Here is a 23,445-nt window from a genome sequence, read left to right as displayed (position 1 = left end):
ACCATCATGACCGACAGCAATCAACCCGGCCTGTTTGACTCCAACCCGCCAGGCGGCGACGGCGACGGTGACGGCAACGCCGCCATCACGCTGGCGCGCTACGCGGAGCAGGCCTATCTGGACTATGCGGTTTCCGTGGTGCGCGGCCGCGCATTGCCCGACGTGGGCGACGGCCAGAAGCCGGTGCAGCGCCGCATCCTTTTTGCCATGCAGGCGATGGGGCTGGGCTCCGGCGCCAAGCCCGTCAAATCCGCGCGCGTCGTCGGCGACGTGCTCGGTAAATACCATCCGCACGGCGACCAGGCAGCATACGACGCCATGGTGCGCATGGCGCAGAATTTCTCGCTGCGCTATCCCCTGATCGACGGCCAGGGCAACTTCGGTTCGCGCGACGGCGACAACGCCGCCGCCATGCGTTACACGGAAGCGCGGCTCACGCCCATCGCCAAGCTGCTGCTCGACGAGCTGGACGAGGGCACTGTGGATTTCGTGCCCAACTACGACGGCAGCCAGCAAGAGCCGCAGATGCTGCCGGCGCGGCTGCCCGTGATGCTGCTGAACGGCGCCTCGGGCATTGCCGTCGGCATGGCCACCGAGATCCCGCCGCACAACTTGCGTGAAGTCGCTCAGGCTTGCGTGGCGCTCATCAAGCAGCCGCAGTTGCCGGACGAGGAACTGTACGCAATGATCCCCGGCCCGGACTTCGCGGGCGGCGGCCAGATCATCACCCCGGCGGCCGATATCGCGCAGATCTACGGCGTGGGCCGCGGTTCGCTCAAGGTGCGCGCGCGCTGGCAGTTTGAAGAACTGGCGCGTGGCCAGTGGCAACTGGTCGTCAACGAGCTGCCCCCCGGCACGTCCGGCCAGAAGGTGCTCGAAGAGATCGAGGAAATCACCAATCCCAAGGTCAAGACGGGCAAGAAGAGCCTGACGCCGGAGCAGACGCAGGCCAAGGCCGTGATGCTGAACTTGCTGGACGCCGTGCGCGACGAATCCGGCAAGGACGCCGCGGTGCGCCTGGTCTTCGAACCCAAGACCTCGCGGGTGGACCGCGACGAGTTCGTCAACACGCTGCTGGCGCAGACCAGCATGGAAGGCAGCTCCAGCGTCAACCTGGTGTGCATCGGCACCGACGGCCGTCCGCGTCAGAAGGGCCTGCGCGACGTGCTGGTCGAATGGCTGGCGTTCCGCACGAACACCGTGGTGCGCCGCACGCGCTTCCGCCTGGACAAGGTCATCGACCGCATCCATGTGCTGGAAGGCCGCATGGTCGTCTACCTGAACGTGGACGAGGTCATCCAGACGATCCGCGAATCCGACGAGCCCCGCGCCGCGCTGATGGAACGCTTCAAGCTGTCCGAGCGCCAGGCCGAGGACATCCTCGAAATGCGCCTGCGTCAGCTGGCGCGCCTGGAAGGCTTCAAGATCGAACAGGAACTGGCCGACAAGCGCAAGGATCAGGTCTCGCTGCAGGAGCTGCTGGACAATCCCACGACGCTCAAGCGCCTGCTGATCAAGGAAATCGAAGCCGACGCCAAGCAATTCGGCGACGAGCGGCGCACCCTGATCGAGACGGCCGAGCGCGCAGTCCTCGAAACCAAGGTGCTGGACGAACCGGTCACCGTGGTCGTCTCGCAGAAGGGCTGGCTGCGCGCCCGCCAGGGCCACGGCCATGACGCCTCGCAATTCGGCTTCAAGCAGGGCGACGACATGTACGGCGCCTTCGAGTGCCGCACCACCGATACGCTGATCGCGGTTGGCGACAACGGCCGGGTCTACTCGGTGCCGGTGTCCGGCTTGCCGTCGGCTCGCGGTGACGGCCAACCGGTCACCACGATGATCGACCTGGAGTCCGGCACGCGCATCGTCCATACGATCGCCGCGTCCGCCGACAGCCGCTGGCTGCTGGCAACGCGCGGGGGCTATGGGTTTGCTGCCAAGCTGTCCGACATGGTCAGCCGCCAGCGCGCGGGCAAGCAATTCATCACGCTTGAAACGGGCGACGAACTGCTGCGCCCGGTGCCGCTGTTTGCAGGCGCCCAGCAACTGGCGCTGCTGTCGCAAAAGGGCAAGTTCCTGGTCTTTGGCCTGGACGAGGTCAAGTCGCTGTCCGGCGGCGGACGCGGCACCATCCTGATGGGACTGGACGGCGCGGACAAGCTCGACCAGACCGTGCCGATCGGCCCCCGCGGGCTGCGCGCCACGGGCATCTACCGCAACAAGATGACCGAAGACATCCTGGCGGGTGCGGATCTGGCGGTCTATGTCGGCAAGCGGGCCCGCAAGGGCCGCGCGCTGGATGTGCGGCCCAAGCAGCCGCTGCTGTCTCCGGTGCTGGTTTGACGCCTGCGCGCCGCCTGACGCCGCAGACGCCCGGCGGCGCGCGCCCTTTGCGCCGCCCAGCTGCCATCCAGAGACCCGCATGAGCATCGACCTCGCCGCCCGGCCGCGCCTCGCGCACGTCGATGCCCTGCGGGGCTTTGCGCTCTTCGGCATCCTGGTCGTCAACATCAACGTGTTCGCCTTTCCGTTCTACGGCGGGGGCGTGCCGGATCCGGTCTATTCCAGCCCCTTGGATGTGACGGTCCGCTGGCTGGTCGCCTGGTTGTTCGAAACCAAGTTCTACCTGCTGTTTTCCTTCCTGTTCGGCTACAGCTTCACGCTGCAGATGACGGCGGCCGAACGCGCCGACGCGGCCTTCGTGCCGCGTTTTTTGCGCCGGCTGGCGGGGCTGGCGGCCCTGGGTATGGCGCACGCCATCCTGTTCTACCAGGGCGACATTCTGGTGACGTACGCGTTGCTGGGCCTCGCGCTGCTGCTATGCCGGCGCATGGACCCGGGCCGGGCGCTGCGCGTTGCGCTGTGGCTGATCGCACTGGCATCGGCGGTGTGGGCGATTCTGGGCGCGTTAAGTTTCCTGGACCCCGTGCCGGCCGGCTACGGGCTGCAATACAAAGCCGAGGCGCTGGCCTCCATCGAGGCGTACCGCGGCACCGTCGGCACCACGATCGCGCAGCACATCAAGGAACTCACCGAGGCCATCTGGTTCACTGTGCTGTTCGTGCAGGGGCCATTCGTTTTTGCCATGTTCCTGGCGGGATACGCGTTGGGCCGGCGCAATGCGCTGGCCGACCCCTGGCGCTCGCGCCGCGCGCTCGGACTGCTGTGCGCGCTATGCGTCCTGCCCGGGCTGGCCGGCGCCGCGGCGTATGCGACCAGCGCCTTGCCGCAGGCGCGCGTGGTGTGGGAATTGCCGGGACTGGCCGTGGGCCTTTTCACCGCGCCGCTTTTAAGCCTGTCATACGGTGCGGCGTTCCTGCTGGCGCTGCGCACGGGGCCTGGCGAGCGCATTGGGGCCTGGCTGGCGCCCGCCGGGCGGATGGCGCTCAGCAATTACCTGATGCAGTCGGTGGTCTGCGCATTTCTCTTCACGGCGTGGGGCTTGCGCCTGTACGCCGCCGTGCCGCCCCTGGCCGCGTTTCTGATTGCGGTGGCTATCTTTGCCGCCCAGTTGCCGTTGTCTGCCTGGTGGCTGCGGCATCATGCCTACGGCCCTGTGGAATGGTTCCTGCGCGCGCTCACCATTGGCGCACGGCCGCCCTGGCTGCGGGCAGGCGCAGGCTGATCAGGTGGCGCGGGCGGATCCTCGCCCGGCCGCCGTTGCGGTGGACGCCTAACCCCGCGTCTGCGATATCGCGGCGTCGATGGCGCCGGCGAGTCGTTCGGTCAGTTGGTCCAGTTCGTCGTCGGAGATGATGAAGGGCGGCGCGAGCAGCACGTGATCACCCTGTCGTCCATCGAGGGTGCCTCCCATCGGATAGACCATCAAGCCCCGCGCCATCGCCTCGCGCTTGATCCGCGCATGCAGCGTCAGCTCGGGATCGAAGGGCTGCTTGGTGGCGCGGTCCTGAACCAGCTCCACGCCCATGAACAGGCCCCGGCCGCGGATGTCGCCCACGTGCGGGTGTTCGCCCAGCGCCGCATGCAGCCGCTGCGTCAGGCCCGCGCCCTGGACTCGCACGCGCTCCAGCAGCCCGTCGCGCCGGATCACGTCCTGCACTGCCAGCGAGGCCGCGCACGCCAGCGCGTGGCCAAGATACGTGTGGCCGTGCTGGAAAAAGCCGCTGCCCTGCTGCATGGCCTGCACGATATGCTGCTGCGCCATGACTGCGCCGATGGGCTGATAGCCGCCGCCCAGGCCCTTGGCGATGGTGATGAGATCCGGCGTCACGCCTTCCTGTTCGACGGCGTACAGCGAGCCGGTCCGGCCCATGCCGCACATGACTTCGTCAGCGATGAACAGCACGCCGTGGCGGTCGCAGACCTCTCGGATGCGGCGGAAGTAGCCGGGCACGGCCGTCACCGCGCCGGATGTCGCGCCCACCACTGGCTCGGCCACGAATGCCATCACGGAGTCCGGGCCGAGACGTTGGATGGCCGCGTCCAGCTCCTGCGCAAGCCGCTCGCCGTATTGTTCTGCGGTTTCGCCGACGCGCTGGTCGCGGTAGGCATAGCAGGGCGAGACATGCTCGACCTCGATCAGCAAAGGCGCGAACTGCGCGCGCCGCCAGGCGTTGCCGCCAACCGCCAGCGCGCCCAGCGTGTTGCCGTGATAGCTCTGCCGCCGCGCGATGATGTGGCGGCGTTGCGGCTGGCCGATTTCGACGAAGTATTGGCGCGCCATCTTCAGCGCCGCTTCGACCGCTTCCGAGCCGCCCGATACGAAGTAAGCATGCGAGGTGCCGGCGGGGGCGTCCGCGACCAGGCGGGCCGCCAGCTTTTCAGCGACCTCCGTAGTGAAAAAGCTGGTGTGGGCGTAGGCCAGCGCGTCGATCTGCGCGTGCAGGGCCGCCTGGACGTCCGGGTGGTTGTGACCCAGGCAGGACACCGCCGCGCCGCCTGAGCCGTCCAGATACGCGCGGCCCGCGCTGTCATGGATCCAGGCGCCCTGGCCGCGCAAGGCGATGGGGGGCGTATGGCGAAGGGAGCGATGCAGGATGTGGGTTCGGCTCATGCTGCGGGTTCCTGGGTCAGGTTGAAGGGGGGCTTCGGCTTGCAGGCCTCAGCCTTGGCGACGTGCGGGGGCGCCGGTCCAGTAGACGTTGCTGGCACGCAGACGCTGCTCCACTTCGGTCAGCCGGTCCAGCACCGCTTCGCCGCCGCGGGCCGTCAGCCTGGCTATCAGGTGTTCGGCCAGCCCAAGCAGTCCGGCGGTCGTGTGGAAGAACGAGCCCGGTCCGTGGTGCGCGGGCCTTGCCTGCACGCCATCGCGGTCGGACGGGAAAAAGCGGAGGGTATGGCGGGCGTCCACGGCAAGTGGGGACAGCGGGTCGTCGGTCAGCGCCACCACGGCCACGCCGCGTTGCGCGGCCTGGCGTGCGAGCTCGACGGTGGCGACAGGGTAGGGCGCCTGCGAGATGACGATCAGCGCGTCGCCCGCGCCCATGTTGTCGATCTGTTCGGCCGGCGCGCCGCCCAGCCCGTCGATCAGGACACTGTTGCGCCGCACGAGTTGATAGGCATACCGCATCTGGAACGCGATGCCGAAGGCCGAGCGCGTGCCCAGGAAACCGACTTGATGCGCGTTCAAAAGGGTTTGCACCGCGGCGTCGAACGCCGCGGGCGGGTTCAGCGCGCAGACCGAGGACATGGCCTGGACCTGATACCCGGTCAACGCATCGTGGCCGGGTTCCGTGGACGCGCTCGCAGCGGCCTGCAGGGCCGCGGCACGGTCGCGCAGGCCCGGCTCGCTCTGTGCAGCCAGCGCCTGCTGGAACGGCTGGCGGAAATCTTCGTAGCTGCCATAGCCCACCGCGCGGGCCAGCCGCAACATCGTGGCCGGCGCCACCCCCAGCGTCTGTGCCTGCCGGCGCATCGACCACAGTCCCACCAGCGCGGGATTGGCCACCACCCAGCGCGCCGCCCGCTGCAATTCGGGTGGCAGTTGCTCCAGCTTTTCCTGGAGGGTGGCGAGCAGGGAGGACGGCAGGGACATGTAGACAAGGCCGGATAAAACCGTAAAAAACATATGATAAATAAAACATCATGAACAAAACATATGTTTTTTAGTGGGGCTTGCCCGCAGGTGGATGTGCCTCGCTGGCCCCCGGCACAGCGGAATCGGCGTGCTGACAAGTCCATTCATACTGCAGTCATCCTCGCCAAATCCACGTTCATTTATTTACATCGTGCCCGGGTTTTTGTTTGACTCGAATAAATCGGGCGCATATGATTCGTGTAGAAATGATTTTGCCCGAACCTTCCGTATCCATGACTGACGCCGCGAAAACAGAAACCACTCAGCAGTACGACCTGCGCATTTTGCGAGCCCTGCGCCGCATCACGCGTTCGATCGCGCTGCATTCGCGACAGTTGTCCGCGGTCAGCCACATCACTGCACCGCAATTGATGTGCCTGCGCACTGTGATCGCCAACGGTCCCATGACCGCTACGGCGATCAGCCGCGAGATGCACGTCAGCCCCAGCACGGTGGTCGGCATCCTGGATCGCCTGGAAGACAAGGCGCTGATCCGCCGCGAGCGGGGCCGTGAAGACCGCCGCATCGTGTTCGTCACCGCCACCGAGGCGGGACATGAATTGGCGCAAGGCGCGCCGTCGCCGCTGCAAAAGCATCTGGCTGACGCGCTCAATGCCTTGCCGGAATTGGAACAGGCCACCATCACCCTGTCCTTGGAGCGCATCGTGACGCTCATGGAACAGGACGGTCAGGCCGCAGTCGACACGCATGGAGACGTGTCGTCGCCCATCCTTGAAGTGCCCACGGGCGGGGCACCCCCAGAATCGGGAATCGTTGCATGAAGAAAAACGAACTGGATACCCCCACACTCTCAAGTGCCGTGGCGCCGGCGGTCAGCGCGCAGACCCATACCATGCGTCTGCCCGACCGCAAAGACGGCGCCGCGATCCACCGCCTCATTTCCGAGTGCCCGCCGCTCGACCTGAATTCCCTCTACGCGTACCTGCTCCTGTGCGAGCACTTTCGCGACACCTGCGTCCTGGCTGAAAGCGCCGGGGGACGCATCAATGGTTTCATCTCCGCTTATGTGGACCCGTCCCGCCCTGACGTCCTGTTCGTCTGGCAGGTTGCGGTGCACGCCCGCGCTCGCGGCCAACGCCTTGGCCGCGCCATGCTCCGGGAACTCTTGCAGCGCAAGGGCCTGGCGCATGTCCGCTATCTTGAAACCACGGTGGGGCCTGACAACCAGGCTTCGCGCCGCACCTTCGCCGGCCTGGCCGCCGAAGTAGGCGCCCACGTTTCCGAACAGCCGTTCTTCGACCGGCAACTCTTCGGCGGCGCGGACCATGACGACGAGATGCTGTTAAGGATAGGTCCGTTCGCCTTGCCGTCCCCTTAGGGGCGCCAAAGGCCTGACGGTCTTATCGATTTACCGGGATGGTTCGAACTGTCCAGGTGCGCTTGCCGCACTTGGCGGGATCAGGCCGTCCGTCAATTAATGAGTTGAAAAGGGAGGATTAATCATGGACTTGAAGATCTTTGACCGCATGGAGTCTGAGGTGCGGGGCTACATCAGGTCGTTTCCCGTGATATTCAATCAGGCCCGTGGCTCGACGCTCATCGATGAAGATGGCACCGAATACATCGACTTCTTCAGCGGCGCAGGCACGCTGAACTACGGCCACAACAATCCTGTTCTCAAGGAAAAGCTGCTGGAGTATGTGCAGGCGGACGGCGTCGTCCACGGCCTGGACATGGCCACCAGCGCGAAGAAGCGTTTCCTGGAGACGGTGGATCGCGTGCTGCTCAAGCCGCGCAACTGGCAGTACACCCTGCAATTCACCGGCCCGACCGGCACCAATGCCGTCGAAGCCGCGCTGAAGATCGCGCGCCAGGTCAAGGGCCGCCCCAACGTGATCTCGTTCACCCACGGCTTTCATGGCGTCAGCGGCGGCTCGCTCGCCGCGACGGCCAACATGAAGTTCCGTGAGGCCGCCGGCTACGCGCTGGGCAACACGACGTTCATGCCCTATGACGGGTACTTTGGTCCGGACGTGGACACCATGTCGTACATGGAACGCATGCTGGAAGATCCGAGCAGCGGCATGGACAAGCCGGCCGCCGTCATCGTGGAAACGGTGCAGGGCGAAGGCGGCGTCAACGTGGCCACGCTGCGCTGGCTCAAAGAGCTGGAAAAACTGTGCAAGCGCCACGACATGCTGCTGATCGTGGACGACATCCAGGTCGGGTGCGGCCGCACCGGCACCTTCTTCAGCTTCGAGACCGCTGGCATCCGCCCCGACATCATCACGCTGTCCAAATCGCTGTCGGGCTTTGGTCTGCCGATGTCGCTGGTGCTGATGAAGCCCGAGCTGGACATCTGGAAGCCCGGCGCTCACAGCGGCACCTTCCGCGGCAACAACCTCGCCTTCGTCACCGCCACGCAGGCGCTGGAAACGTACTGGACCAACGCCGCATTCACCGCCGACGTCCAGCGCAAGGAGCGCCTGGTCGGCGACTGGCTCGAAAACCTGGTGCACAGCTATCCCAACGCCGGCCTGTCGGCGCGTGGCCGCGGCCTGATCCAGGGCCTGGTGTCCAACAGCAATCCCGCGCTGTCCAACCGCATCGCGCAATGCGCCTTCAAGAAGGGCGTCGTGATCGAAACGTCGGGCGCGCACGATGAAGTGCTGAAGCTGCTGCCCGCGCTGACGATCGAGGAAGATCTGCTCGCCAAGGGCCTGGATCTGATCGAGGCCAGCGTGGCCGAAGCGCTGGCCGATGAGGGGCAGTCCGCCCGCATCCTGAAATTTGGAGGAAAGCGTCAATGATCGTACGTAATGTCAAAGATGTGATCGGCACTGCCGACGAAGTCCGCACCGACACCTGGGTCAGCCGCCGTGTGCTGCTCAAGAAGGACGGCATGGGCTTTTCATTCCACGAGACCACCATCTTCCCGGGCGGCCGCACGCACATCCACTACAAGAACCATCTTGAGGCGGTGTGGTGCATCGAGGGCGACGGTTCGATCGAGACCATCGCCGACGGCAAGAAATATGACCTCGGACCCGGCGTGGTCTACGCGCTGAACGAAAACGACGAGCACTGGCTGTGCGGCGGCAAGGAGCCGCTGCGCGTCATCTGCGTCTTCAATCCGCCGCTGACCGGCCAGGAAGTGCACGACAAGGAAGGTGTCTACGCGCTGCCCGATGCGGTCGCGGCCTGATAAAAGGAGGTTCGCATGATCTCACCCGCGCAGGATCCGTACGCCTCCCGTACGGATCGCAGTTCCGCCATCATTTCCCGCCAGGACCCCGTCGTCTATGAAGACGGCAAGTATGCCAACGCCCTGACCAGCGAGCAGGTCGGCCAGTACGACCGCGACGGCTTCCTGCTCTTGGAAAACCTGTTCACGGAGGCCGAGGTGCGTGCGCTGTCGGCCGAGGTCGAGCGCATGACGCGCGACCCTTCCATCGTCCGCCGCGAAGAGGCCATCACCGAGCCGGGCAGCAATGCCGTGCGTTCCATCTTTCTGGTGCACGTGCTCAATCCCATGCTGGCCCGCCTGGTGCGAGATCCGCGCCTGGTCAACGTGGCGCGCCAGATTCTCGGCTCCGAGGTCTACATCCACCAGTCGCGCGCCAACATGAAGCCGGGCTTCAAGGGCAAGGAGTTCTACTGGCACTCCGACTTTGAAACCTGGCACGTTGAAGACGGCATGCCGTCGATGCGCGCGCTCAGTTGCTCGGTGCTGCTGACCGACAACAACGAGTGCAACGGCCCGCTGATGCTGGTGCCCGGATCGCATCGGCAGTTCATTTCGTGCGTCGGCGAGACGCCGAACGAGCACTATAAACAGTCGCTGAAGAAGCAGGAATACGGCGTGCCGGATCCGGTCAGCCTGCAGTTGCTGGTGGAGCAGGGCGGCATCAGCACGATGACGGCCAAGGCCGGCTCCGTGGTGTTCTTCGACTGCAACACGATGCACGGCTCGAACAGCAACATTTCGCCGTGGCCCCGCGCCAACGTCTTCATGGTCTACAACAGCATGGAGAACACCCTGAACCCGCCCAAGTATGGGCTGACCCCGCGTCCCGAGCACATCGCGACGCGCAAGGGATTCAAGGCGGTCACGCCGCTGGACACCTTGAAGCTGGTCGGCGGCTGAGCAACCGCCACCTTATCTGGCCCGGGCTTGTCCCGGGCTTTTTTTGTCTCTTTCGGGCGGTCCGGCGCGCCGCATTTCTTGTATTCTCTGCGGCATTCGCCACTCGTTGAGCCACCGCCGCCATGTCCGCCCGCATCCTCAGCCTGCATATCTACCCCGTCAAATCCTGTGCGGGCATCGACCTGAACGAATCGCCGATCGACCGCGCGGGCCTGGCCCATGACCGGCGCTGGATGGTGGTGGACGCCGCGGGCCAGTTCATGACGCAGCGGCAATGGCCGGCCATGGCGCTCATCCGCACCGCGCTCACCGCGGACGCGCTGCGGCTGTCGGCGCCCGGCATGGCGGACCTGGACGTCGCTCTGGACGGCTCGGGTCTGCAAGGGGATGCCCTCACGGTAGGCGTCTGGAGCGACACCACCACGGCCCGGCGCGAAGGCGACGCCGCCGCACAGTGGCTGACCCAGTTCCTGCAAACGCCTTGCGGCCTGCTCAAGGTGGACGCCGCGGCGCGCCGCGACGCCAAGCCGGATTGGGTGTCCCGCTGGGTTGATGTGCACCCCGACCTGGCCGAGGCCTTCGTGGGCGAGCACTGCTTTGGCTTTGCCGATGGGTTCCCGCTACTGATCGCCAACCAGGCGTCGCTGGACGACCTGAATGCCCGCCTGCAGGCCAAGGGCGCTGACCCTGTGCCCATGGACCGCTTTCGTCCCAACATCGTGGTCGAAGGCGAATGGGAAGCCTTCGAAGAAGACCACACCGCCATGATCACGGCGGCCGGAGTGCGGATGGCGTTCGTCAAGCCGTGCACGCGTTGCTCGATTCCCGACATCGACCAGCGCACGGCCAAACAGTACGAGGAACCGGGCCGCACGCTGGCGAGTTACCGCAATCTGGACATCGGCGTGGTGTTCGGCCAGAACGCCATTCTGGATGCGCCGGCGGGGACGCGGCTCAAGGTGGGCGACGCGGTCGAGATCGAACTGGATTTCTGACGCGCCGCCCTTGGGGGGCGGGTCCTGGGCCTAGGCCTTAGGGCGAGGACAGCTTCAAGCCAACCAGGCCCAACACGATGAGCGCGACGCTGGCGATGCGCAGCCAGCTCGCCGACTCCCCGAACAGCACGATGCCGGCCACGAAGGCGCCGATCGTGCCGATGCCCACCCATACGGCGTAGGCGGTGCCCAGCGGCAGGGTTTTCATGGCCAGCGCCAGCAGCCAGAAGCTGACCAGCATGCCGGCCACGGTGCCCACGGACGGCCACAGCCGGGTGAATCCGTGGGTGTATTTCAGGCCGACGGCCCAGACGATTTCAAACAGGCCAGCCAAAACCAGGATGATCCAGGTCATTCACGACTCCCAAGATTGCGTTGCCGGCGGGGTGCCGGCATAAATGGGGTCGTCCCCGGAAAACGCGCAAGCCGTTTGACGGTGCGCGGCAACGGGCCGTCCCGTTGCGGCAAAAATTATAGAATACCGGCTTTCGACGGCAAATCCGGATGCCGGGCATCAACCTTGCAACACTTCGCGGTCCGGGCCGCGAAACCAGGAAATTCTTTATGCAACGCATCATGCTGCGGGCAAAGCTGCACCGCGTCACGGTCACCGAAGCCGACCTTCACTACGAAGGCTCTTGCGGCATCGACGAAGACCTCCTCGACGCTGCCGGCATGCGCGAGTTCGAACGCATCGAACTCTACAACGTGACCAACGGTGAACGCTTCGACACCTACATCATCAAGGCCGCACGCGGCAGCGGCGCCATCTCGCTGAATGGCGCGGCCGCACGCCGGGCCCAGGTGGGCGACCTGCTCATCATCTGCACGTACGGTCCGATGTCCGAAGAAGATTCGGCCACGCACAAGCCCCAGGTGGTGCTGGTGGACGACGCCAACCGCGTCAAGGAAATCCGCAAGTTCCCGGCATGACGCCGGGCCGGGCGGAGCGCCATCCTGGCATCGCCGGATAGCGCTTCGTCGCCTCTGAACCGTTTCATCATGAGCTTCCAGGTCATCATCCAACCCAGCAAGCATCAATTCCCGGTCGAGCCCGGCCAGACCGTGCTCGACGCCGCGCTGGCGGCAGGCATCGTCCTGCCTTACAGCTGTCGCAACGGCGCGTGCTCCACCTGCAAGGGCAAAGTGGTTTCCGGGGAGTTCGACGCCGGCCAGTACCCCGCGCAGATCCTGTCGCCCGAGGAACTGGCCGACGGCTACACGCTGTTCTGCCAGGCTCGTCCCGAGTCCGACCTCGTGGTCGAGTCCACCGAAGTCCGGCTCGCCAGCGACATCCAGATCCGCAAGCTGCCGTCGCGTGTCCAGACCATGGAGCGCGTGGCGCCCGACGTCACGGTCCTGAAGCTGCAACTGCCGGCCTCCGAGCAGTTCCGCTATTACGCCGGTCAGTACGTCGAAATCATCCTGAAGGACGGCCGCCGCCGCAGCTATTCGATGGCCGGCGCGCCGCACACCGGCAGCCCGCTGGAATTGCACATCCGGCACATGCCGGGCGGGCTTTTCACCGATCACGTGTTTGGCGCCGGCGACACGCAGATGAAGGAACGCGAGATCCTGCGCCTGGAAGGGCCCTTCGGATCGTTCTTCCTGCGCGAAGACAGCGACAAGCCGATCGTTTTGCTGGCCAGCGGCACGGGCTTCGCGCCGGTCAAGGCGATCGTCGAACACATGATCCACAAGAACATTGACCGGCCCGTCGTGCTGTACTGGGGCGGCCGCCGTCCGCAGGACCTCTACATGGACGCGCTGGCGCAATCGTGGTCCGCGCAGCTTCCCAACTTCCGCTACGTGCCGGTCGTGTCCAACTCGCTGCAGGAAGACAACTGGACCGGCCGCACCGGCTTTGTCCACGAAGCCGTGATGCACGACATCGCGGACCTTTCCAGGCACCAGGTCTATGCCTGCGGCACGCCGCTGATGGTCGACGCGGCTCGCCGCGAGTTCAGCGCGCAGAACGGTCTGCCGCCGGAAGAGTTCTACGCGGATGCCTTCACGTCAGAGGCCGATCTGGCGAAGGCCGGGTCTTAAGTAATATGTTTTTTATTACTTAGGCGGCTGCAAAACGGCAAGGTAAACTGCTTTGGCAGCGGCCTGCCGGGGCACGCGGACATCGGGTCCGCGTACGCAACCGGCATGCAAGGAGCGATGCGGGCATGAAAGTAGCGGTATTGGGTAGCGGCATTATCGGCATCTCCAGCGCCTGGTGGCTAAGCCAGGCGGGTCATGACGTCGTGGTCATAGACCGCTGCACCGGCCCCGCCCAGGAAACCAGCCTCGCCAATGGCGCGCAGATTTCCGTCTCCTACGCCGAACCCTGGGCCAATCCCCAGGCGCCGATGAAGCTGCTCAAGTGGATGTTCCGGGACGACGCGCCGCTCTTGTTCCGTCCGCAGCTCGACTGGCGGCAGTGGATGTGGGGTCTGGCATTCCTGCGCGAATGCCTGCCCGGCCGGCTGGCTCCCAACATCCGGGCCATGGTTCGCATGGCCGAATACAGCCGAGCCACGCTGCGCGGCATGCGCGCCGAGCTCGGCATCCAGTACGACCACCTCGAACGCGGCATTCTGAATTTCTACCGCGATCCCCACGAATTCGAAAACTCGCAGCGCGCCGCCGGCCTGATGCGCGACTTCGGCGTCGAACGCCGCGTTGTGTCTGCCGACGAAGTCATCGCCATCGAGCCCGCGCTGGCGCCGCATCGCGCCACGATCGTGGGCGGCGACTACACGCCCGAGGACGAAAGCGGGGACGTACACCTGTTTACCGTCGCGCTCGCCCAGCTCTGCGAGCGCGCGGGCGTCGAATTCCGCTACAGCACGCGCGCGACCCGGCTGCTGACCATGGGCGGGACCGTCACGGGCGTCGAACTTATCGAGCCCGACGGCCGCTATGCTACCGTGTCGGCCGACGCCTATGTCGTCGCCATGGGCAGCTTCAGTCCGGGGCTGCTGCGCCCGCTGGGCATCCCGTGCAACGTGTACCCGGCCAAAGGCTATTCGGCCACGTTCCCGGTACTTGATCCGGCTGCCACCCCCACTGTCAGCCTTACCGACAGCAGCCACAAGATTGTCTTCTCGCGTCTGGGCGACCGGCTGCGCATGGCAGGCACGGCGGAACTTTCCGGCTACTCGCGCAGCCTGAATACCGGCCGTTGCGAGGCCTTGACCCGCCTCGCCAAAGAACTTTTTCCCGACGCGCTCGATTTCGAGCGCGTCAGCTATTGGTCGGGCTTGCGTCCGTCCACTCCCTCGAACGTGCCCATCATCGGCCGCAGCCGTATCCCGAATTTGTATATCAATACTGGACACGGTACGCTTGGCTGGACGATGGGTGTTGGCTCGGGCCGGGCATTGGCCGATCTGCTCAGTGGACGGCGGCCAGAACCGGAATTCCCTTTTCTTGGTCTGTGAACCTATGAAGAAACTGCAATTGGCGGGCGTTGCCCGCGCGATGTTCGCCAGCCGGCGTGCATGGGTGTTTGGCGCCGCGATGGCGATGGCTGGCGTGGCAAACGCCGCGCCCGTCGAAATCCAGGTCTGGCACACGCTGACAGATGCAAACAAGGCCGAGTTCGAAAAGCTCGCCAAGCAATACAACAAGGAACAGGACGACGTCAAAGTGACGCTGCGCGGCTTTGCGTCGCCGAACGCCCTGGAGCAAGAGGCAGTGTCCGCGGTCAAGGCCAAGAAGGGCCCGAACCTGCTGCAACTGTCCGACAACCATTCCCCCGAAGTCGTGGCCCAGCACAAAGCCGTGCTGCCGCTCTACGAACTGCTGGCCAAGTATCCGATCAAGGACCTGAACTGGTTCGTGCCGGCCACCAGCAGCTTCACCCGCGACAGCAAGGGCCGCCTGCTGGCCTTCCCGTGGATGGCCGAAGTGCCGGTGATGTTCTACAACACCGCCGCCTACAAGAAGGCCGGTCTCGATCCCAACAAGCCCGCACGCACCTGGACCGCGCTGCAGGCCGAACTTCTGAAGCTGCGCGACGTGGCCGATATCGACTGCCCCTACGCGTCCAGCGACCAGGTCGCGGTCCACCTCGAGAACCTGGCTCCGATCAACAACCAGCTGTTCACCAGCAACAACAACGGCCTGGATGCGGTCACCAAGAAGTCCGCCGCGCCCGCCATGCAGTTCGACACGCTGTACATGCGCCACATCTCGCTGATGGTCAGCTGGAAGCGCTCGCTGCTGTTCACGGCATACTCCGGCGACAACGCCTCCGACAAGCTGTTCGCCAAGGGCGAATGCGCCGTGCTGACGGCCAATTCGGGTGCGTTCGGCCAGTTCCTCGCCACCAAGTCGCTGTCCTTCGGCGTCTCGCCGCTGCCTTACTACGAGCAAGCCACCAAGGAGGGCGGCAAGCCCTTCGTCAGCGGCTCGGCGCTGTGGGCCCTCGAAGGTCATCCTCAGGCCCAGGAAAAGGCCACCGCGCAGTTCCTGGCGTGGCTGTCCAAGCCGGTCGTCGCCGCCGAATGGCATCAGCGCACGGGTTACCTGCCGCTGACTGAAGCCGCCTTCCGCGCCTCCGACGTGTCGTTTTACAGCAAGATCCCGGGCGCGCAGGCTTTTGTTGCCTCGATGAGCGCCAAGCCCGTCCAGAACAGCCGTGGTTTCCGCATGGCCAACTACGAGCGCATCGAGCCTGTGCTGAACAAGGAACTCACCGATGCCTTCGATGGCAAGGTGCCGCCCGTTTCCGCGCTGAACAACGCCGCCGCGCAGGCGCGCACCATCGCCACGCAGCGCTGATCGCAGTCAATGGCGCCGCGCTCCCGCAGCGCCGCGCAGCAGGACAAAGCCTGGTCTTCGGACCGGGCTTTTTTGTTTTTTTGATTCGTTGCGCACAGGGTGGATGAATCCGTCCGTGCGTACATGCCAGTCTGGCGGCGCCACCGGCGCTCGGCCACCATGCCGTTCAAGCGTGTCGCTTCCGATGCGCGCTTTGTTCGCGGTGAGGCATGGTACGAATCTTCTTTCTGGCGGCCGGGCTGTCTTGCCTTGGCGCATGCACGTGGTCGGGGCCCGGCCCGGGCGCATCCTCCTGGCAGGCGGCCAACCCGCCTTCGCAAGGGTTCCGCTTCGACTGGCAGTTATCCGGCGATCCCGCCGTCGCGCCGCTGCAGGTCTTCGACGACGGGCGCGAGACCTGGCTGCAATTTCTGCCGGGCCAGCCGTTGCCGGCCATCTTCGGTGCAGGCGATGGCGGTGAACACGCGTTGCCGTACGTGCGGCGTGATCCTTATGTGGTGGTTGCCGGCGCATGGAAAGCGCTGAGCTTTCGGGGCGGCAGGCTGACCGCTCGGGCGCAGCGGGCGCATGTTGCGGCGGACAGTCCGGCGCAATTGGCTCAATCCGCCTCGCGCAAGGTGCAGACCTCGGCGGCTGCCGTGGACGCATCGGAACGTCCGCATGTGGATTCCACCGCACACACCAGGCTCGTCGCTGACACGGCGCCGCGTTCGGAAGCGGGCGCGCTGGCCGGCGCAGAAGCGCCGAGCCGTCATGCCGCGCCGTCCGCCACGCATGCGGGGGCCACATCCACCGACACGCACGTTGCCGCGCAGGCCGCCCCGTTCCGTGCCGCGCCGCCCGACGCCACGCTGCGCGCCGTGCTGGCACGCTGGGCCGACGCGGCCGGCTGGACGTTCCAACCTCAGCATTGGGCGGTGGACGTCGATATCCCGCTGGCCGCCACGGCCGAATTCTCCGGCGACTTCAAGGCGGCCGTGCGCGGCCTGCTCGGCGCCACCGAACTGGCCGACCGGCCCTTGCAACCGTGTTTCTACGGTAATCGCGTCCTGCGCGTCGTGCCGCTTGCGCAATCGTGCTCACGCGCGGCCACGCCTAAAGGAGCCGCGGCATGACATTCCGCCTGTTAGCTTGCGCCACGCGCTTCCCAACTTCCAGAACGCTTGCTTACGCTGCGCTCTCGTGCGCCATCGCTGGCTGCTCGGTGTCCGAGCAGGTCACGGACATGCGCCGCGCGGCCAGCGGCAGGCATGCCGACGCCGCTGCCCGCCATGAGGCCTTTGCCGATGGTTTGTCCGACCATCAGGCGCGCATCGCCGCGCAGGAAGTCTCCACGCCCTGGCTGGCCGGCAAGCCGCAGCCGCTCGCGCGCGAGGTCACGCTGCCGCCCGCTTTGCGTGAAAACGTCAAAACCACGCTCATGCTGGCTGACGACGCGGACCTTCCCACGCTGGCACAGCGCCTGACCGCCGCCACCGGCATCGCCGTGCGGGTGCGCCCCGACGCGCTGCTTGCCCACGACCAATTCCTGCCGCGTCTGGCCGTCACCGGCGCGGTGGCCCTTGCCGCGCCGGCGCGCATCGAGGTGCGCGCGGATCCGCAACCGCTCGCCGATCTGCTCGACGCGCTGGCCGCGCGCTTTTCGGTGCACTGGCGCTACGAACACAATGCGCTCGAGTTCTACCGCACTGAAACACGCGTCTTCGATCTGCGCGCCCTGACGCTCGCCAGCAAGGTGGACGTGCGGCTTGGCCGCTCCGGCAGTGCGGAAGGCGAGGGCTTCGAAAGCACCTCCAACACGACGCTGTCCGCGGGCGAGCACAACACGCTGGCCATCCTGCGTGCAAACGTGCTGCCGTTCCTCACGCGATCCGGCGTCATTGCAGAGCCGGTGGAAGGCGCGGCCGCGCTGGTGGTCACCGATACGCCTGACGCCCTGGACCGGGTCGCGCGCTATCTGGAACGCGAGAACAAGGCGCTGACCCGCCGCGTTCGCCTGCTTTTCGAGGAAATCACCTTTATCGCCAACTCGGAGGCCGCGGGCGGCCTTGACTGGAATGCCCTTTATGCGGCGGCGGGCGCCACGGCGCGGCTGGCCGTGCCCGGTGTGCCGGCTACCGGCGCGGGGCTGCTTCAAGCCGCGTCGGGCGCGGGGCCATTCCAGGGATCGCAAGCCATCGTGTCCGCGCTCAGCGCCATGGGCGCGGTCGTGCGGCACAGCAAGATTCCGGTCCTGACTTTGAACCGCCGGCCGGTCTCGCACGCCGTCAGGACCACGTTCTCCTACATAGACCGCGTGCAAAGCACCGCCATGCCGGGCATGACCGCCACCGGGGCGAACGGTTCGCTGCCCGCGGTCTCCATCAGCCAGAAAGAAGAAACCGTCGGCTCGTTCCTCACCCTGGTGCCGGACATCCAGGAAGATGGGCAGATCCTGCTTTCCATCGCGTATGACAACGCCGTCGCGCAACCTCTGAAAACAATCACCTTCGGCGAAAGCGCCAATCAGGTCCAGGTGCAGCAGATCACGGTCGATGGCAGCGGCACCGTGCAGCAGATCGAGCTGCGGCCGGGGCAGCCCATGATCGTGGCGGGCTTTGACCGCACGCAGGACCAGCACGATCGCCAACGGCTGGCGCCCGGACTGCCGCTGCTTTCGGGGGGCCTGGATAGAGCCGCCACCGAACGCCACACGACGCTGATCCTCGTGACGGCCCAGGTCGAGGAAGGGTACTGATCGTGAACCGGGCCCCTCAACTCTTGCTGATCGAATGCCCCGGCGCCGATCGAACGCTGGCGATTGGCCTGCGCTGGTTTGCGCTTATTGGTTCCAACGTCCCCAAGCTCGCGCGGTCACGCGGTCGACGCCTGCGGGCCACGCATTACGTGGTGGGCGGATCACCCGCGATGGTCGCGGGCTATGGGCGCGCTCGCTCCGGAATCGGGCGCGGGCGGCTCACGCGCCGCGCCGGCGCATCGGCAGCGACGCCGCCGCAATCGGCCGCGCAATTGTTTGCCTTGCTGTACCCCGAGGGCGGCCACAGCCTTGTTCGCCTGCCGGACGGGCGCCATTGGCTTGTCGCCGCGCATGGCGGCGCGGTCCTGTCGCAGACCGACCGGGTATTCGGTTCGCTTGACGACGCGCTTCAGGAGCAGCGGGCGTTGCTCGCGCAGCGTCCCTCCTTGAAGGAACACGCTTCGGATCAAGTGTGGACGGCACTGGCGCAGGCCGTGGATGCCAGCGCGGCGCTGAATCCGCTGCCCTCGCGCTGGGCGGAGTTGCCTGCCGCACTGCGCCTCTTTCTGGCCTGCATCGGGTTTGCCGCCGTGGCGCCGTCGCTATGGAACGCCAGTGTCAGTGCGTTCTCGCGCAAACCTGCTGCGCCGCCGGCGACCGTTGCGGCTCGCGACCCGATGGCCGATGCCTACGAGGGAATGCTGCGCGCAACGACCGTCCATCCGCCAACGGCGCTGACGCGCCTGCTCGCCAGCGTGGCCGCGCTGCCGGTGCAGGTGCAAGGCTGGGCCTTGCGCCGCGCGCACTGCGATGCCGGACCGCAGCAATGGGACTGCGCGGCCGTGTATGCCCGGGTTCATCCGCTGGCCACCAACCACGGCCTGCACGCGTTGCTGCCAGCTGGTTGGCAGGTGTCGTTCAAGCCGCTCGAGGAAGCCACACTGGCGTGGCGCGTGGGGTCCGCCCCGATCCGGGTGGCCGACTTGACGTTGCCTTCGTCGCTGCACGTCGACACGCGAGTGGCGGGCGGACTGCAAGGGGTGCGCGCGGCATTCGCTTCCGTCGCGCTATCGCCGTCCGTGCCACTCATGCCGCACATGCCGCGTCAGGCTGCGGCCCAACTTGGAGCGGCCGGGCAAGCGGCGGCCGGTCAGTCGGCCGGGCACGCAACGGCGGTTCAGGCCAATCCCGTGGGGTTAAGCATGCCCGTCGTCCGGCGGCGCAGCCTGATCTTGCATGGGCCATTGCGCTCCATGGCGTTGATGCCGGGGCCGATATCCGCGGCCCGTTGGTCGCGCCTCGTGGTGAACGTGCAGTCGCAACCGCGGCCCAGTCTCGTCGCCAGTGCGCTTGTTGCCGAATTGCAGGGGGAACTTTATGAACAGGAATGAGCTTTGCATCCCGCGCCGGCACGCTGCCGCTCGAATGCTTGCCGGTATCGCACTGAGCGCCGCGGCGGTATCGGCAGGCCATGCCCAGCCCGCCGATCAGGCGTCCGCGCCGCAACCTTGGCCGGAGGTGGAGACCGTGCGCACGTTGTTGCGCGCGGATGCGGCCGCGGCTTTGTCCGACTGCCGGGTGCCGGGCCTTTGCACGGTTGGCGAAGGGAAGGGCGCCGCGATGCCGCCCGCCGGGCGCGCGGCGGACGACATCCGCGTGACCGCAATATTCGGCACGGTGCGCAGCTTGAACGTGGACATCGTGGTCAACGGCACGTTGCAGCGCTACCGGGCGGGCCGCGCCGATCCCGTGGCAGGCGGCGCCCTGGCTGCGCCGTATCGTCTGGTGGCCGTCGATGGCGCCTGCGTGCGCCTGCACCGCGAAGGCCGCTCCCAGACCGCGTGCCTGGACGCCGGGGGCGCACACCCATGACAACGCAGCCCCTGCCCGTTGCGGGCACGCCCGCTCGCCCGCCCGAGCTGCATACCCCCGAAGACATCGCGGGCATGGATCCGGCCTTCGTGCGCGCGCTGGGCCGTCAGTTCGATCTGGCTGCGCTGGCCGGACGCTTGTGCCCGGTCCTGCTCGAAGGCGGCCAGGCCGCGATCTTCGCCGTCAAGGAATACACCGTCGGCGACCAGATCGACGAGGTCGAACGCATGGTCAAGGCGGCCGGTTACCGCATGGCGCGCCCCGCGCGATATGTCGTTCCGGCGCCACTCCTGCTGATGATCGCGCGCGGCCAGTACACGGCGTCCGGCCCGGGGCGCACGGCCAGGGTCAACCCGGCCGAGCGCGCCTCGGCGCTGGCAGCGCTGTTTCTCGACATCGTCCGCTGGGGCGTGCTGCAGGGCGCCAGCGACGTCCACATCAACGTGGACCAGAGGCGCGACGCCGGCGACATCCGCTACACCATCCATGGCGAGTATGTCGGCTCGGATCGATTCGCCGGCCTGTCCAGCGCCACGTTGCTCGAAGTCCTGGCCGTGGCATGGATGGACGTGCGTGGCGGCAACGGCGCCGTGTTCGATCCGGCGCTCGAGCAGCAGGGACGTATTTCGCTGACGGTGGATGCCGCCCCAGTCGTGCTGCGCTGGGCCTCGCTGGCCGCGGACGCGGGGCCTTCCGTGTGCCTGCGGATCCTGCGGCTGGATGCAACCGTCAACGGCGACCTTCTGGCGTTGGGATACTTGCCCGGACAGGCCGAAACGCTATTGCGGGCGCGCGAGCGCGAGGGCGGGGCCATCGTGCTGGCGGGCGTGGTGGGCTCGGGCAAGTCCACCACCATCGCCACGCTGATGCGCGGCATCGCGCCCACGCGCAAGGTCATCACGCTTGAAGACCCGGTGGAATACCACATCGGCAACGCGCTGCAGAACACGTTGACGGGCGCGCTGGCGGACGCAGCGTGGCCCACGCTGGACGCCAAGCTCAAGACCATCAAGCGCTCGGCCATGAACGATCTGCTGATCGGCGAGATCCGCGACACGCAGACCGGCCGCGCGTTCATGGACCTCGCCAGTTCGGGCGTCAGTCTGTACGCCACCACGCACGCCGGCTCGGCCGTGATGATTCCCGAGCGCCTGGCCTCCGATGCGATCGGCGTATCGCGCGAATTCCTCGCGTCGCCCGGCATCTTGAAGCTGCTCATCTATCAGACGCTATTGCCTCGCCTGTGTCCCGGCTGCGCGCTGCCCGTCGACAGCCTGTGGTCGGGCTTGCACGCGCGGCATGCGCATGCATGGGACTGGCGCGGCTGGGTTCGCGGCTTGCAGGAAGCGTTCGATCTGCACTCCGATTCGCTCAGGGTCAGAAACGAAGCCGGCTGTCCCGCATGCCGGCGCGATCACATGCCGGAACTCAACGGAACCGCGGGGCGCTGCGTCGCCGCTGAAATGATCGAGCCCGATCGCGTGCAGGGTTTTCTCGATCAAGTGCGGCAGCGCGACAACCACGGACTGAAGCAACAGTTCCAGCCTGCCACGGGTGGCGCTTGGCGAGAAGCCGCCACCCGCGGCGCGCGGGCGCTCGATTGCGCGCTATACCGCGCCCATCTCGGCGAAATCGATCCACGCACCCTGTTGCGCCGGTTCGAATTGCCTGTCGTGCCGAACATGAGCACGGCGCCGGCCCCGTCGTTGCAATCCCCATCGTTGCAGGCCGCGTCGCCTGCGCAGACGGGCGCGGCCAAGTCCGGTGGAGCGCACCATGGCTGAGCTCGCACATCGCTTTTCGCGCGGGTCCCCACGGTCTGTTGGCGTGTACCGCTTGCGGCTGGACGCGCTGCGCTTTCGCTCGCAGCGCGCGGATTACTACGAATACCTGGCGGATGTCGTCGAAGGCACGCAAGGGCGAAAGAGCCTGCGCGACATCTTCGAGGACGACGCCAGCCGGTACGGGCCGGACACGGTTCGCGGACGCCTCTGCCAGCACTGGGCCGCCGCGTATCTGGGCGCGGGTGGAGACCTGGGAGTCGCCTGGTCCGACACGCTGCCGCACAACGAATGCCTGCTGCTCAGTTGCGTGCAGGAAGAGGGCGGCGACCTGGCCGCGGCGTTGCGCGATCTGGCGCGCGCCGTCAGGTTGGCGTCCGAGGCCTGGGCGGCGTTGCTGTCGGCGGCCGCCACGGGTGTCATTGCCGCCATTGTGGCCTTCGCGTTGCTGTGCGCCATCCCGTTTTTCAGCGTGCCACGGTTGCAGCAGGTATTCCAGGCCGTGCCTGCCGAAGACTACGCGCCGCTCACGCGCGGGTTGTTTACGTTGGCAGGGGGCCTGAAGCAGTGGCTTGCGCTGTGGGTCGTCCTGATATTCGGCGCGGTCTTGCTCGCCCTCTGGTCGCTGGCGCACTTCACGGGCGATCTTCGCGCCGTGCTGGATCGCTGGCTGCTCTGGCGGCTGTACCGCGATTTCCAGGCCATCCGCTTTCTGTCGTTGCTGGCGGTGCTCATCAGGCAGCACGGCGCGGCCGACACGCGCTTGCGCCGTGCGCTGTCCGTGCAGGCGCGCGACGCCTCGCCGTGGCTGCTTTCGCACCTGCAGGCCATGTTGGGCCGTATCGACGGGGGCGCCAGCGGCGCGGAAATCTTTGGCACCGGACTGCTGGATTCCCAGACGTGGTGGTACATGGCGGACCTGATGGACGCGCTCGGGGTCGAGCCCGGCCTGGCGCGCGTGCGCCAGCGCGTCGAGGTCCGCCTGCTGGCGCGTGTGCGGCGCCAGGCGCTCGTGCTGCGCTGGTCCTTGCTGATCGTGTCCTTGTCCACGGTGCTGGGCATCACGCTGTGGCATTACGCAGTGATAGACGAGCTACGCCAGGCGCTGACCAATTTCTATGCCAGCCAGTAGTGGACCG

General features: G+C 66.5%; 21 protein-coding genes. 18 read left to right on the top strand and 3 right to left on the bottom strand.

The genetic code is table 11. The features are described 5' to 3' along the window. Positions 1-6 precede the first annotated feature (6 nt). Positions 7-2,343 (top strand): DNA topoisomerase IV subunit A, encoded by a 2,337-nt coding sequence (gene parC, locus ASD71_RS26555; RefSeq protein WP_056571527.1) that lies wholly within the window; start codon positions 7-9, stop codon positions 2,341-2,343. 79 nt (positions 2,344-2,422) lie between these two features. After that, positions 2,423-3,625: a DUF418 domain-containing protein gene (locus tag ASD71_RS26550; protein WP_056571525.1), complete on the top strand. Its 1,203-nt coding sequence runs from the start codon at positions 2,423-2,425 to the stop codon at positions 3,623-3,625. 48 nt (positions 3,626-3,673) lie between these two features. Here ASD71_RS26550 and ASD71_RS26545 read toward each other — a convergent pair whose 3' ends face one another. Continuing rightward, on the bottom strand, positions 3,674-5,014 hold the full coding sequence (locus ASD71_RS26545) for an aspartate aminotransferase family protein (RefSeq protein WP_056571522.1): 1,341 nt from the start codon (positions 5,012-5,014) through the stop codon (positions 3,674-3,676). Between the two features lie 48 nt (positions 5,015-5,062). After that, complete coding sequence (locus ASD71_RS26540) at positions 5,063-5,995, bottom strand: MurR/RpiR family transcriptional regulator (protein WP_056571611.1); 933 nt, start codon at positions 5,993-5,995, stop codon at positions 5,063-5,065. A 275-nt stretch (positions 5,996-6,270) separates the two neighbouring features. Between ASD71_RS26540 and ASD71_RS26535 the strand changes: the two genes are divergently transcribed. From ASD71_RS26535 to ASD71_RS26510, 6 genes are all read left to right on the top strand, one after another. Next, a complete protein-coding gene (locus ASD71_RS26535; RefSeq protein WP_056571608.1) occupies positions 6,271-6,819 on the top strand; it encodes a MarR family winged helix-turn-helix transcriptional regulator in 549 nt (182 codons plus the stop codon). Further along, positions 6,816-7,376 carry a diaminobutyrate acetyltransferase gene (ectA, locus tag ASD71_RS26530; protein ID WP_056571512.1) on the top strand — a complete coding sequence of 187 codons (561 nt, stop codon included), beginning with the start codon at positions 6,816-6,818 and terminating at the stop codon, positions 7,374-7,376. Before ASD71_RS26535 ends, ectA begins: the two co-directional genes overlap by 4 nt. A gap of 124 nt (positions 7,377-7,500) precedes the next feature. Beyond that, entirely contained in the window at positions 7,501-8,808 is a 1,308-nt protein-coding gene (ectB, locus tag ASD71_RS26525; protein ID WP_056571509.1) for a diaminobutyrate--2-oxoglutarate transaminase, read from the top strand. Then, on the top strand, positions 8,805-9,203 hold the full coding sequence (locus ASD71_RS26520; RefSeq protein ID WP_056571502.1) for an ectoine synthase: 399 nt from the start codon (positions 8,805-8,807) through the stop codon (positions 9,201-9,203). The genes ectB and ASD71_RS26520 overlap by 4 nt, the downstream gene beginning before the upstream one ends. A gap of 15 nt (positions 9,204-9,218) precedes the next feature. Beyond that, positions 9,219-10,145 carry an ectoine hydroxylase gene (gene thpD, locus ASD71_RS26515; RefSeq protein WP_056571498.1) on the top strand — a complete coding sequence of 309 codons (927 nt, stop codon included), beginning with the start codon at positions 9,219-9,221 and terminating at the stop codon, positions 10,143-10,145. 122 nt (positions 10,146-10,267) lie between these two features. Continuing rightward, entirely contained in the window at positions 10,268-11,140 is an 873-nt protein-coding gene (locus ASD71_RS26510) for an MOSC domain-containing protein (RefSeq protein WP_056571495.1), read from the top strand. A 37-nt stretch (positions 11,141-11,177) separates the two neighbouring features. On the opposite strand, the gene sugE is transcribed toward ASD71_RS26510, so the two are convergent. Further along, positions 11,178-11,495: a quaternary ammonium compound efflux SMR transporter SugE gene (gene sugE / locus ASD71_RS26505; RefSeq protein WP_056571491.1), complete on the bottom strand. Its 318-nt coding sequence runs from the start codon at positions 11,493-11,495 to the stop codon at positions 11,178-11,180. A gap of 209 nt (positions 11,496-11,704) precedes the next feature. Between sugE and panD the strand changes: the two genes are divergently transcribed. The 10 genes from panD to ASD71_RS26455 all read left to right on the top strand — a co-directional run bounded on the left by panD (position 11,705) and on the right by ASD71_RS26455 (position 23,438). Beyond that, positions 11,705-12,073, top strand: coding sequence for an aspartate 1-decarboxylase (gene panD, locus ASD71_RS26500; RefSeq protein ID WP_050446262.1), 369 nt, complete (start codon positions 11,705-11,707; stop codon positions 12,071-12,073). Between the two features lie 69 nt (positions 12,074-12,142). Next, positions 12,143-13,189, top strand: coding sequence for a CDP-6-deoxy-delta-3,4-glucoseen reductase (locus ASD71_RS26495; protein ID WP_056571487.1), 1,047 nt, complete (start codon positions 12,143-12,145; stop codon positions 13,187-13,189). 125 nt (positions 13,190-13,314) lie between these two features. Beyond that, positions 13,315-14,571 carry a D-amino acid dehydrogenase gene (locus tag ASD71_RS26490; protein WP_056571484.1) on the top strand — a complete coding sequence of 419 codons (1,257 nt, stop codon included), beginning with the start codon at positions 13,315-13,317 and terminating at the stop codon, positions 14,569-14,571. Positions 14,572-14,575: 4 nt separating this feature from the next. Next, the gene (locus tag ASD71_RS26485; protein WP_056571481.1) at positions 14,576-15,916 is read left to right on the top strand and encodes an extracellular solute-binding protein; all 1,341 of its coding nucleotides are present in this window, start codon (positions 14,576-14,578) and stop codon (positions 15,914-15,916) included. A gap of 209 nt (positions 15,917-16,125) precedes the next feature. Next, positions 16,126-17,031: a TcpQ domain-containing protein gene (locus tag ASD71_RS26480; protein ID WP_056571478.1), complete on the top strand. Its 906-nt coding sequence runs from the start codon at positions 16,126-16,128 to the stop codon at positions 17,029-17,031. Further along, positions 17,028-18,653, top strand: a complete 1,626-nt coding sequence (locus ASD71_RS26475) for a hypothetical protein (RefSeq protein WP_056571476.1) — start codon at positions 17,028-17,030, stop codon at positions 18,651-18,653. The genes ASD71_RS26480 and ASD71_RS26475 overlap by 4 nt, the downstream gene beginning before the upstream one ends. 2 nt (positions 18,654-18,655) lie before the next feature. Next, complete coding sequence (locus ASD71_RS26470; RefSeq protein WP_235512362.1) at positions 18,656-20,044, top strand: hypothetical protein; 1,389 nt, start codon at positions 18,656-18,658, stop codon at positions 20,042-20,044. Positions 20,045-20,078: 34 nt separating this feature from the next. Beyond that, on the top strand, positions 20,079-20,525 hold the full coding sequence (locus tag ASD71_RS26465) for a hypothetical protein (RefSeq protein ID WP_235512361.1): 447 nt from the start codon (positions 20,079-20,081) through the stop codon (positions 20,523-20,525). Further along, entirely contained in the window at positions 20,522-22,309 is a 1,788-nt protein-coding gene (locus ASD71_RS26460; RefSeq protein WP_082579071.1) for an ATPase, T2SS/T4P/T4SS family, read from the top strand. The genes ASD71_RS26465 and ASD71_RS26460 overlap by 4 nt, the downstream gene beginning before the upstream one ends. Continuing rightward, entirely contained in the window at positions 22,302-23,438 is a 1,137-nt protein-coding gene (locus tag ASD71_RS26455) for a hypothetical protein (protein WP_056571472.1), read from the top strand. Before ASD71_RS26460 ends, ASD71_RS26455 begins: the two co-directional genes overlap by 8 nt. Positions 23,439-23,445 lie beyond the last annotated feature (7 nt).

This window comes from Achromobacter sp. Root565 (assembly GCF_001427425.1).
GTDB classification, from domain to species: domain Bacteria; phylum Pseudomonadota; class Gammaproteobacteria; order Burkholderiales; family Burkholderiaceae_B; genus Achromobacter; species Achromobacter spanius_D.
The sequence above is the reverse complement of the archived record's forward strand: the minus strand, read 5'-3'. Positions and strand labels throughout refer to the sequence as shown.

Excerpts from the sequence above, each read along its gene's own strand:
- parC (WP_056571527.1), top strand. The coding sequence starts at position 7 with ATGACCGACAGCAATCAACCCGGCCTGTTTGACTCCAACCCGCCAGGC.
- ASD71_RS26550 (WP_056571525.1), top strand. The coding sequence starts at position 2,423 with ATGAGCATCGACCTCGCCGCCCGGCCGCGCCTCGCGCACGTCGATGCC.
- ASD71_RS26545 (WP_056571522.1), bottom strand. The coding sequence starts at position 5,014 with ATGAGCCGAACCCACATCCTGCATCGCTCCCTTCGCCATACGCCCCCC.
- ASD71_RS26540 (WP_056571611.1), bottom strand. The coding sequence starts at position 5,995 with ATGTCCCTGCCGTCCTCCCTGCTCGCCACCCTCCAGGAAAAGCTGGAG.
- ASD71_RS26535 (WP_056571608.1), top strand. The coding sequence starts at position 6,271 with ATGACTGACGCCGCGAAAACAGAAACCACTCAGCAGTACGACCTGCGC.
- ectA (WP_056571512.1), top strand. The coding sequence starts at position 6,816 with ATGAAGAAAAACGAACTGGATACCCCCACACTCTCAAGTGCCGTGGCG.
- ectB (WP_056571509.1), top strand. The coding sequence starts at position 7,501 with ATGGACTTGAAGATCTTTGACCGCATGGAGTCTGAGGTGCGGGGCTAC.
- ASD71_RS26520 (WP_056571502.1), top strand. The coding sequence starts at position 8,805 with ATGATCGTACGTAATGTCAAAGATGTGATCGGCACTGCCGACGAAGTC.
- thpD (WP_056571498.1), top strand. The coding sequence starts at position 9,219 with ATGATCTCACCCGCGCAGGATCCGTACGCCTCCCGTACGGATCGCAGT.
- ASD71_RS26510 (WP_056571495.1), top strand. The coding sequence starts at position 10,268 with ATGTCCGCCCGCATCCTCAGCCTGCATATCTACCCCGTCAAATCCTGT.
- sugE (WP_056571491.1), bottom strand. The coding sequence starts at position 11,495 with ATGACCTGGATCATCCTGGTTTTGGCTGGCCTGTTTGAAATCGTCTGG.
- panD (WP_050446262.1), top strand. The coding sequence starts at position 11,705 with ATGCAACGCATCATGCTGCGGGCAAAGCTGCACCGCGTCACGGTCACC.
- ASD71_RS26495 (WP_056571487.1), top strand. The coding sequence starts at position 12,143 with ATGAGCTTCCAGGTCATCATCCAACCCAGCAAGCATCAATTCCCGGTC.
- ASD71_RS26490 (WP_056571484.1), top strand. The coding sequence starts at position 13,315 with ATGAAAGTAGCGGTATTGGGTAGCGGCATTATCGGCATCTCCAGCGCC.
- ASD71_RS26485 (WP_056571481.1), top strand. The coding sequence starts at position 14,576 with ATGAAGAAACTGCAATTGGCGGGCGTTGCCCGCGCGATGTTCGCCAGC.
- ASD71_RS26480 (WP_056571478.1), top strand. The coding sequence starts at position 16,126 with ATGGTACGAATCTTCTTTCTGGCGGCCGGGCTGTCTTGCCTTGGCGCA.
- ASD71_RS26475 (WP_056571476.1), top strand. The coding sequence starts at position 17,028 with ATGACATTCCGCCTGTTAGCTTGCGCCACGCGCTTCCCAACTTCCAGA.
- ASD71_RS26465 (WP_235512361.1), top strand. The coding sequence starts at position 20,079 with ATGCTTGCCGGTATCGCACTGAGCGCCGCGGCGGTATCGGCAGGCCAT.
- ASD71_RS26460 (WP_082579071.1), top strand. The coding sequence starts at position 20,522 with ATGACAACGCAGCCCCTGCCCGTTGCGGGCACGCCCGCTCGCCCGCCC.
- ASD71_RS26455 (WP_056571472.1), top strand. The coding sequence starts at position 22,302 with ATGGCTGAGCTCGCACATCGCTTTTCGCGCGGGTCCCCACGGTCTGTT.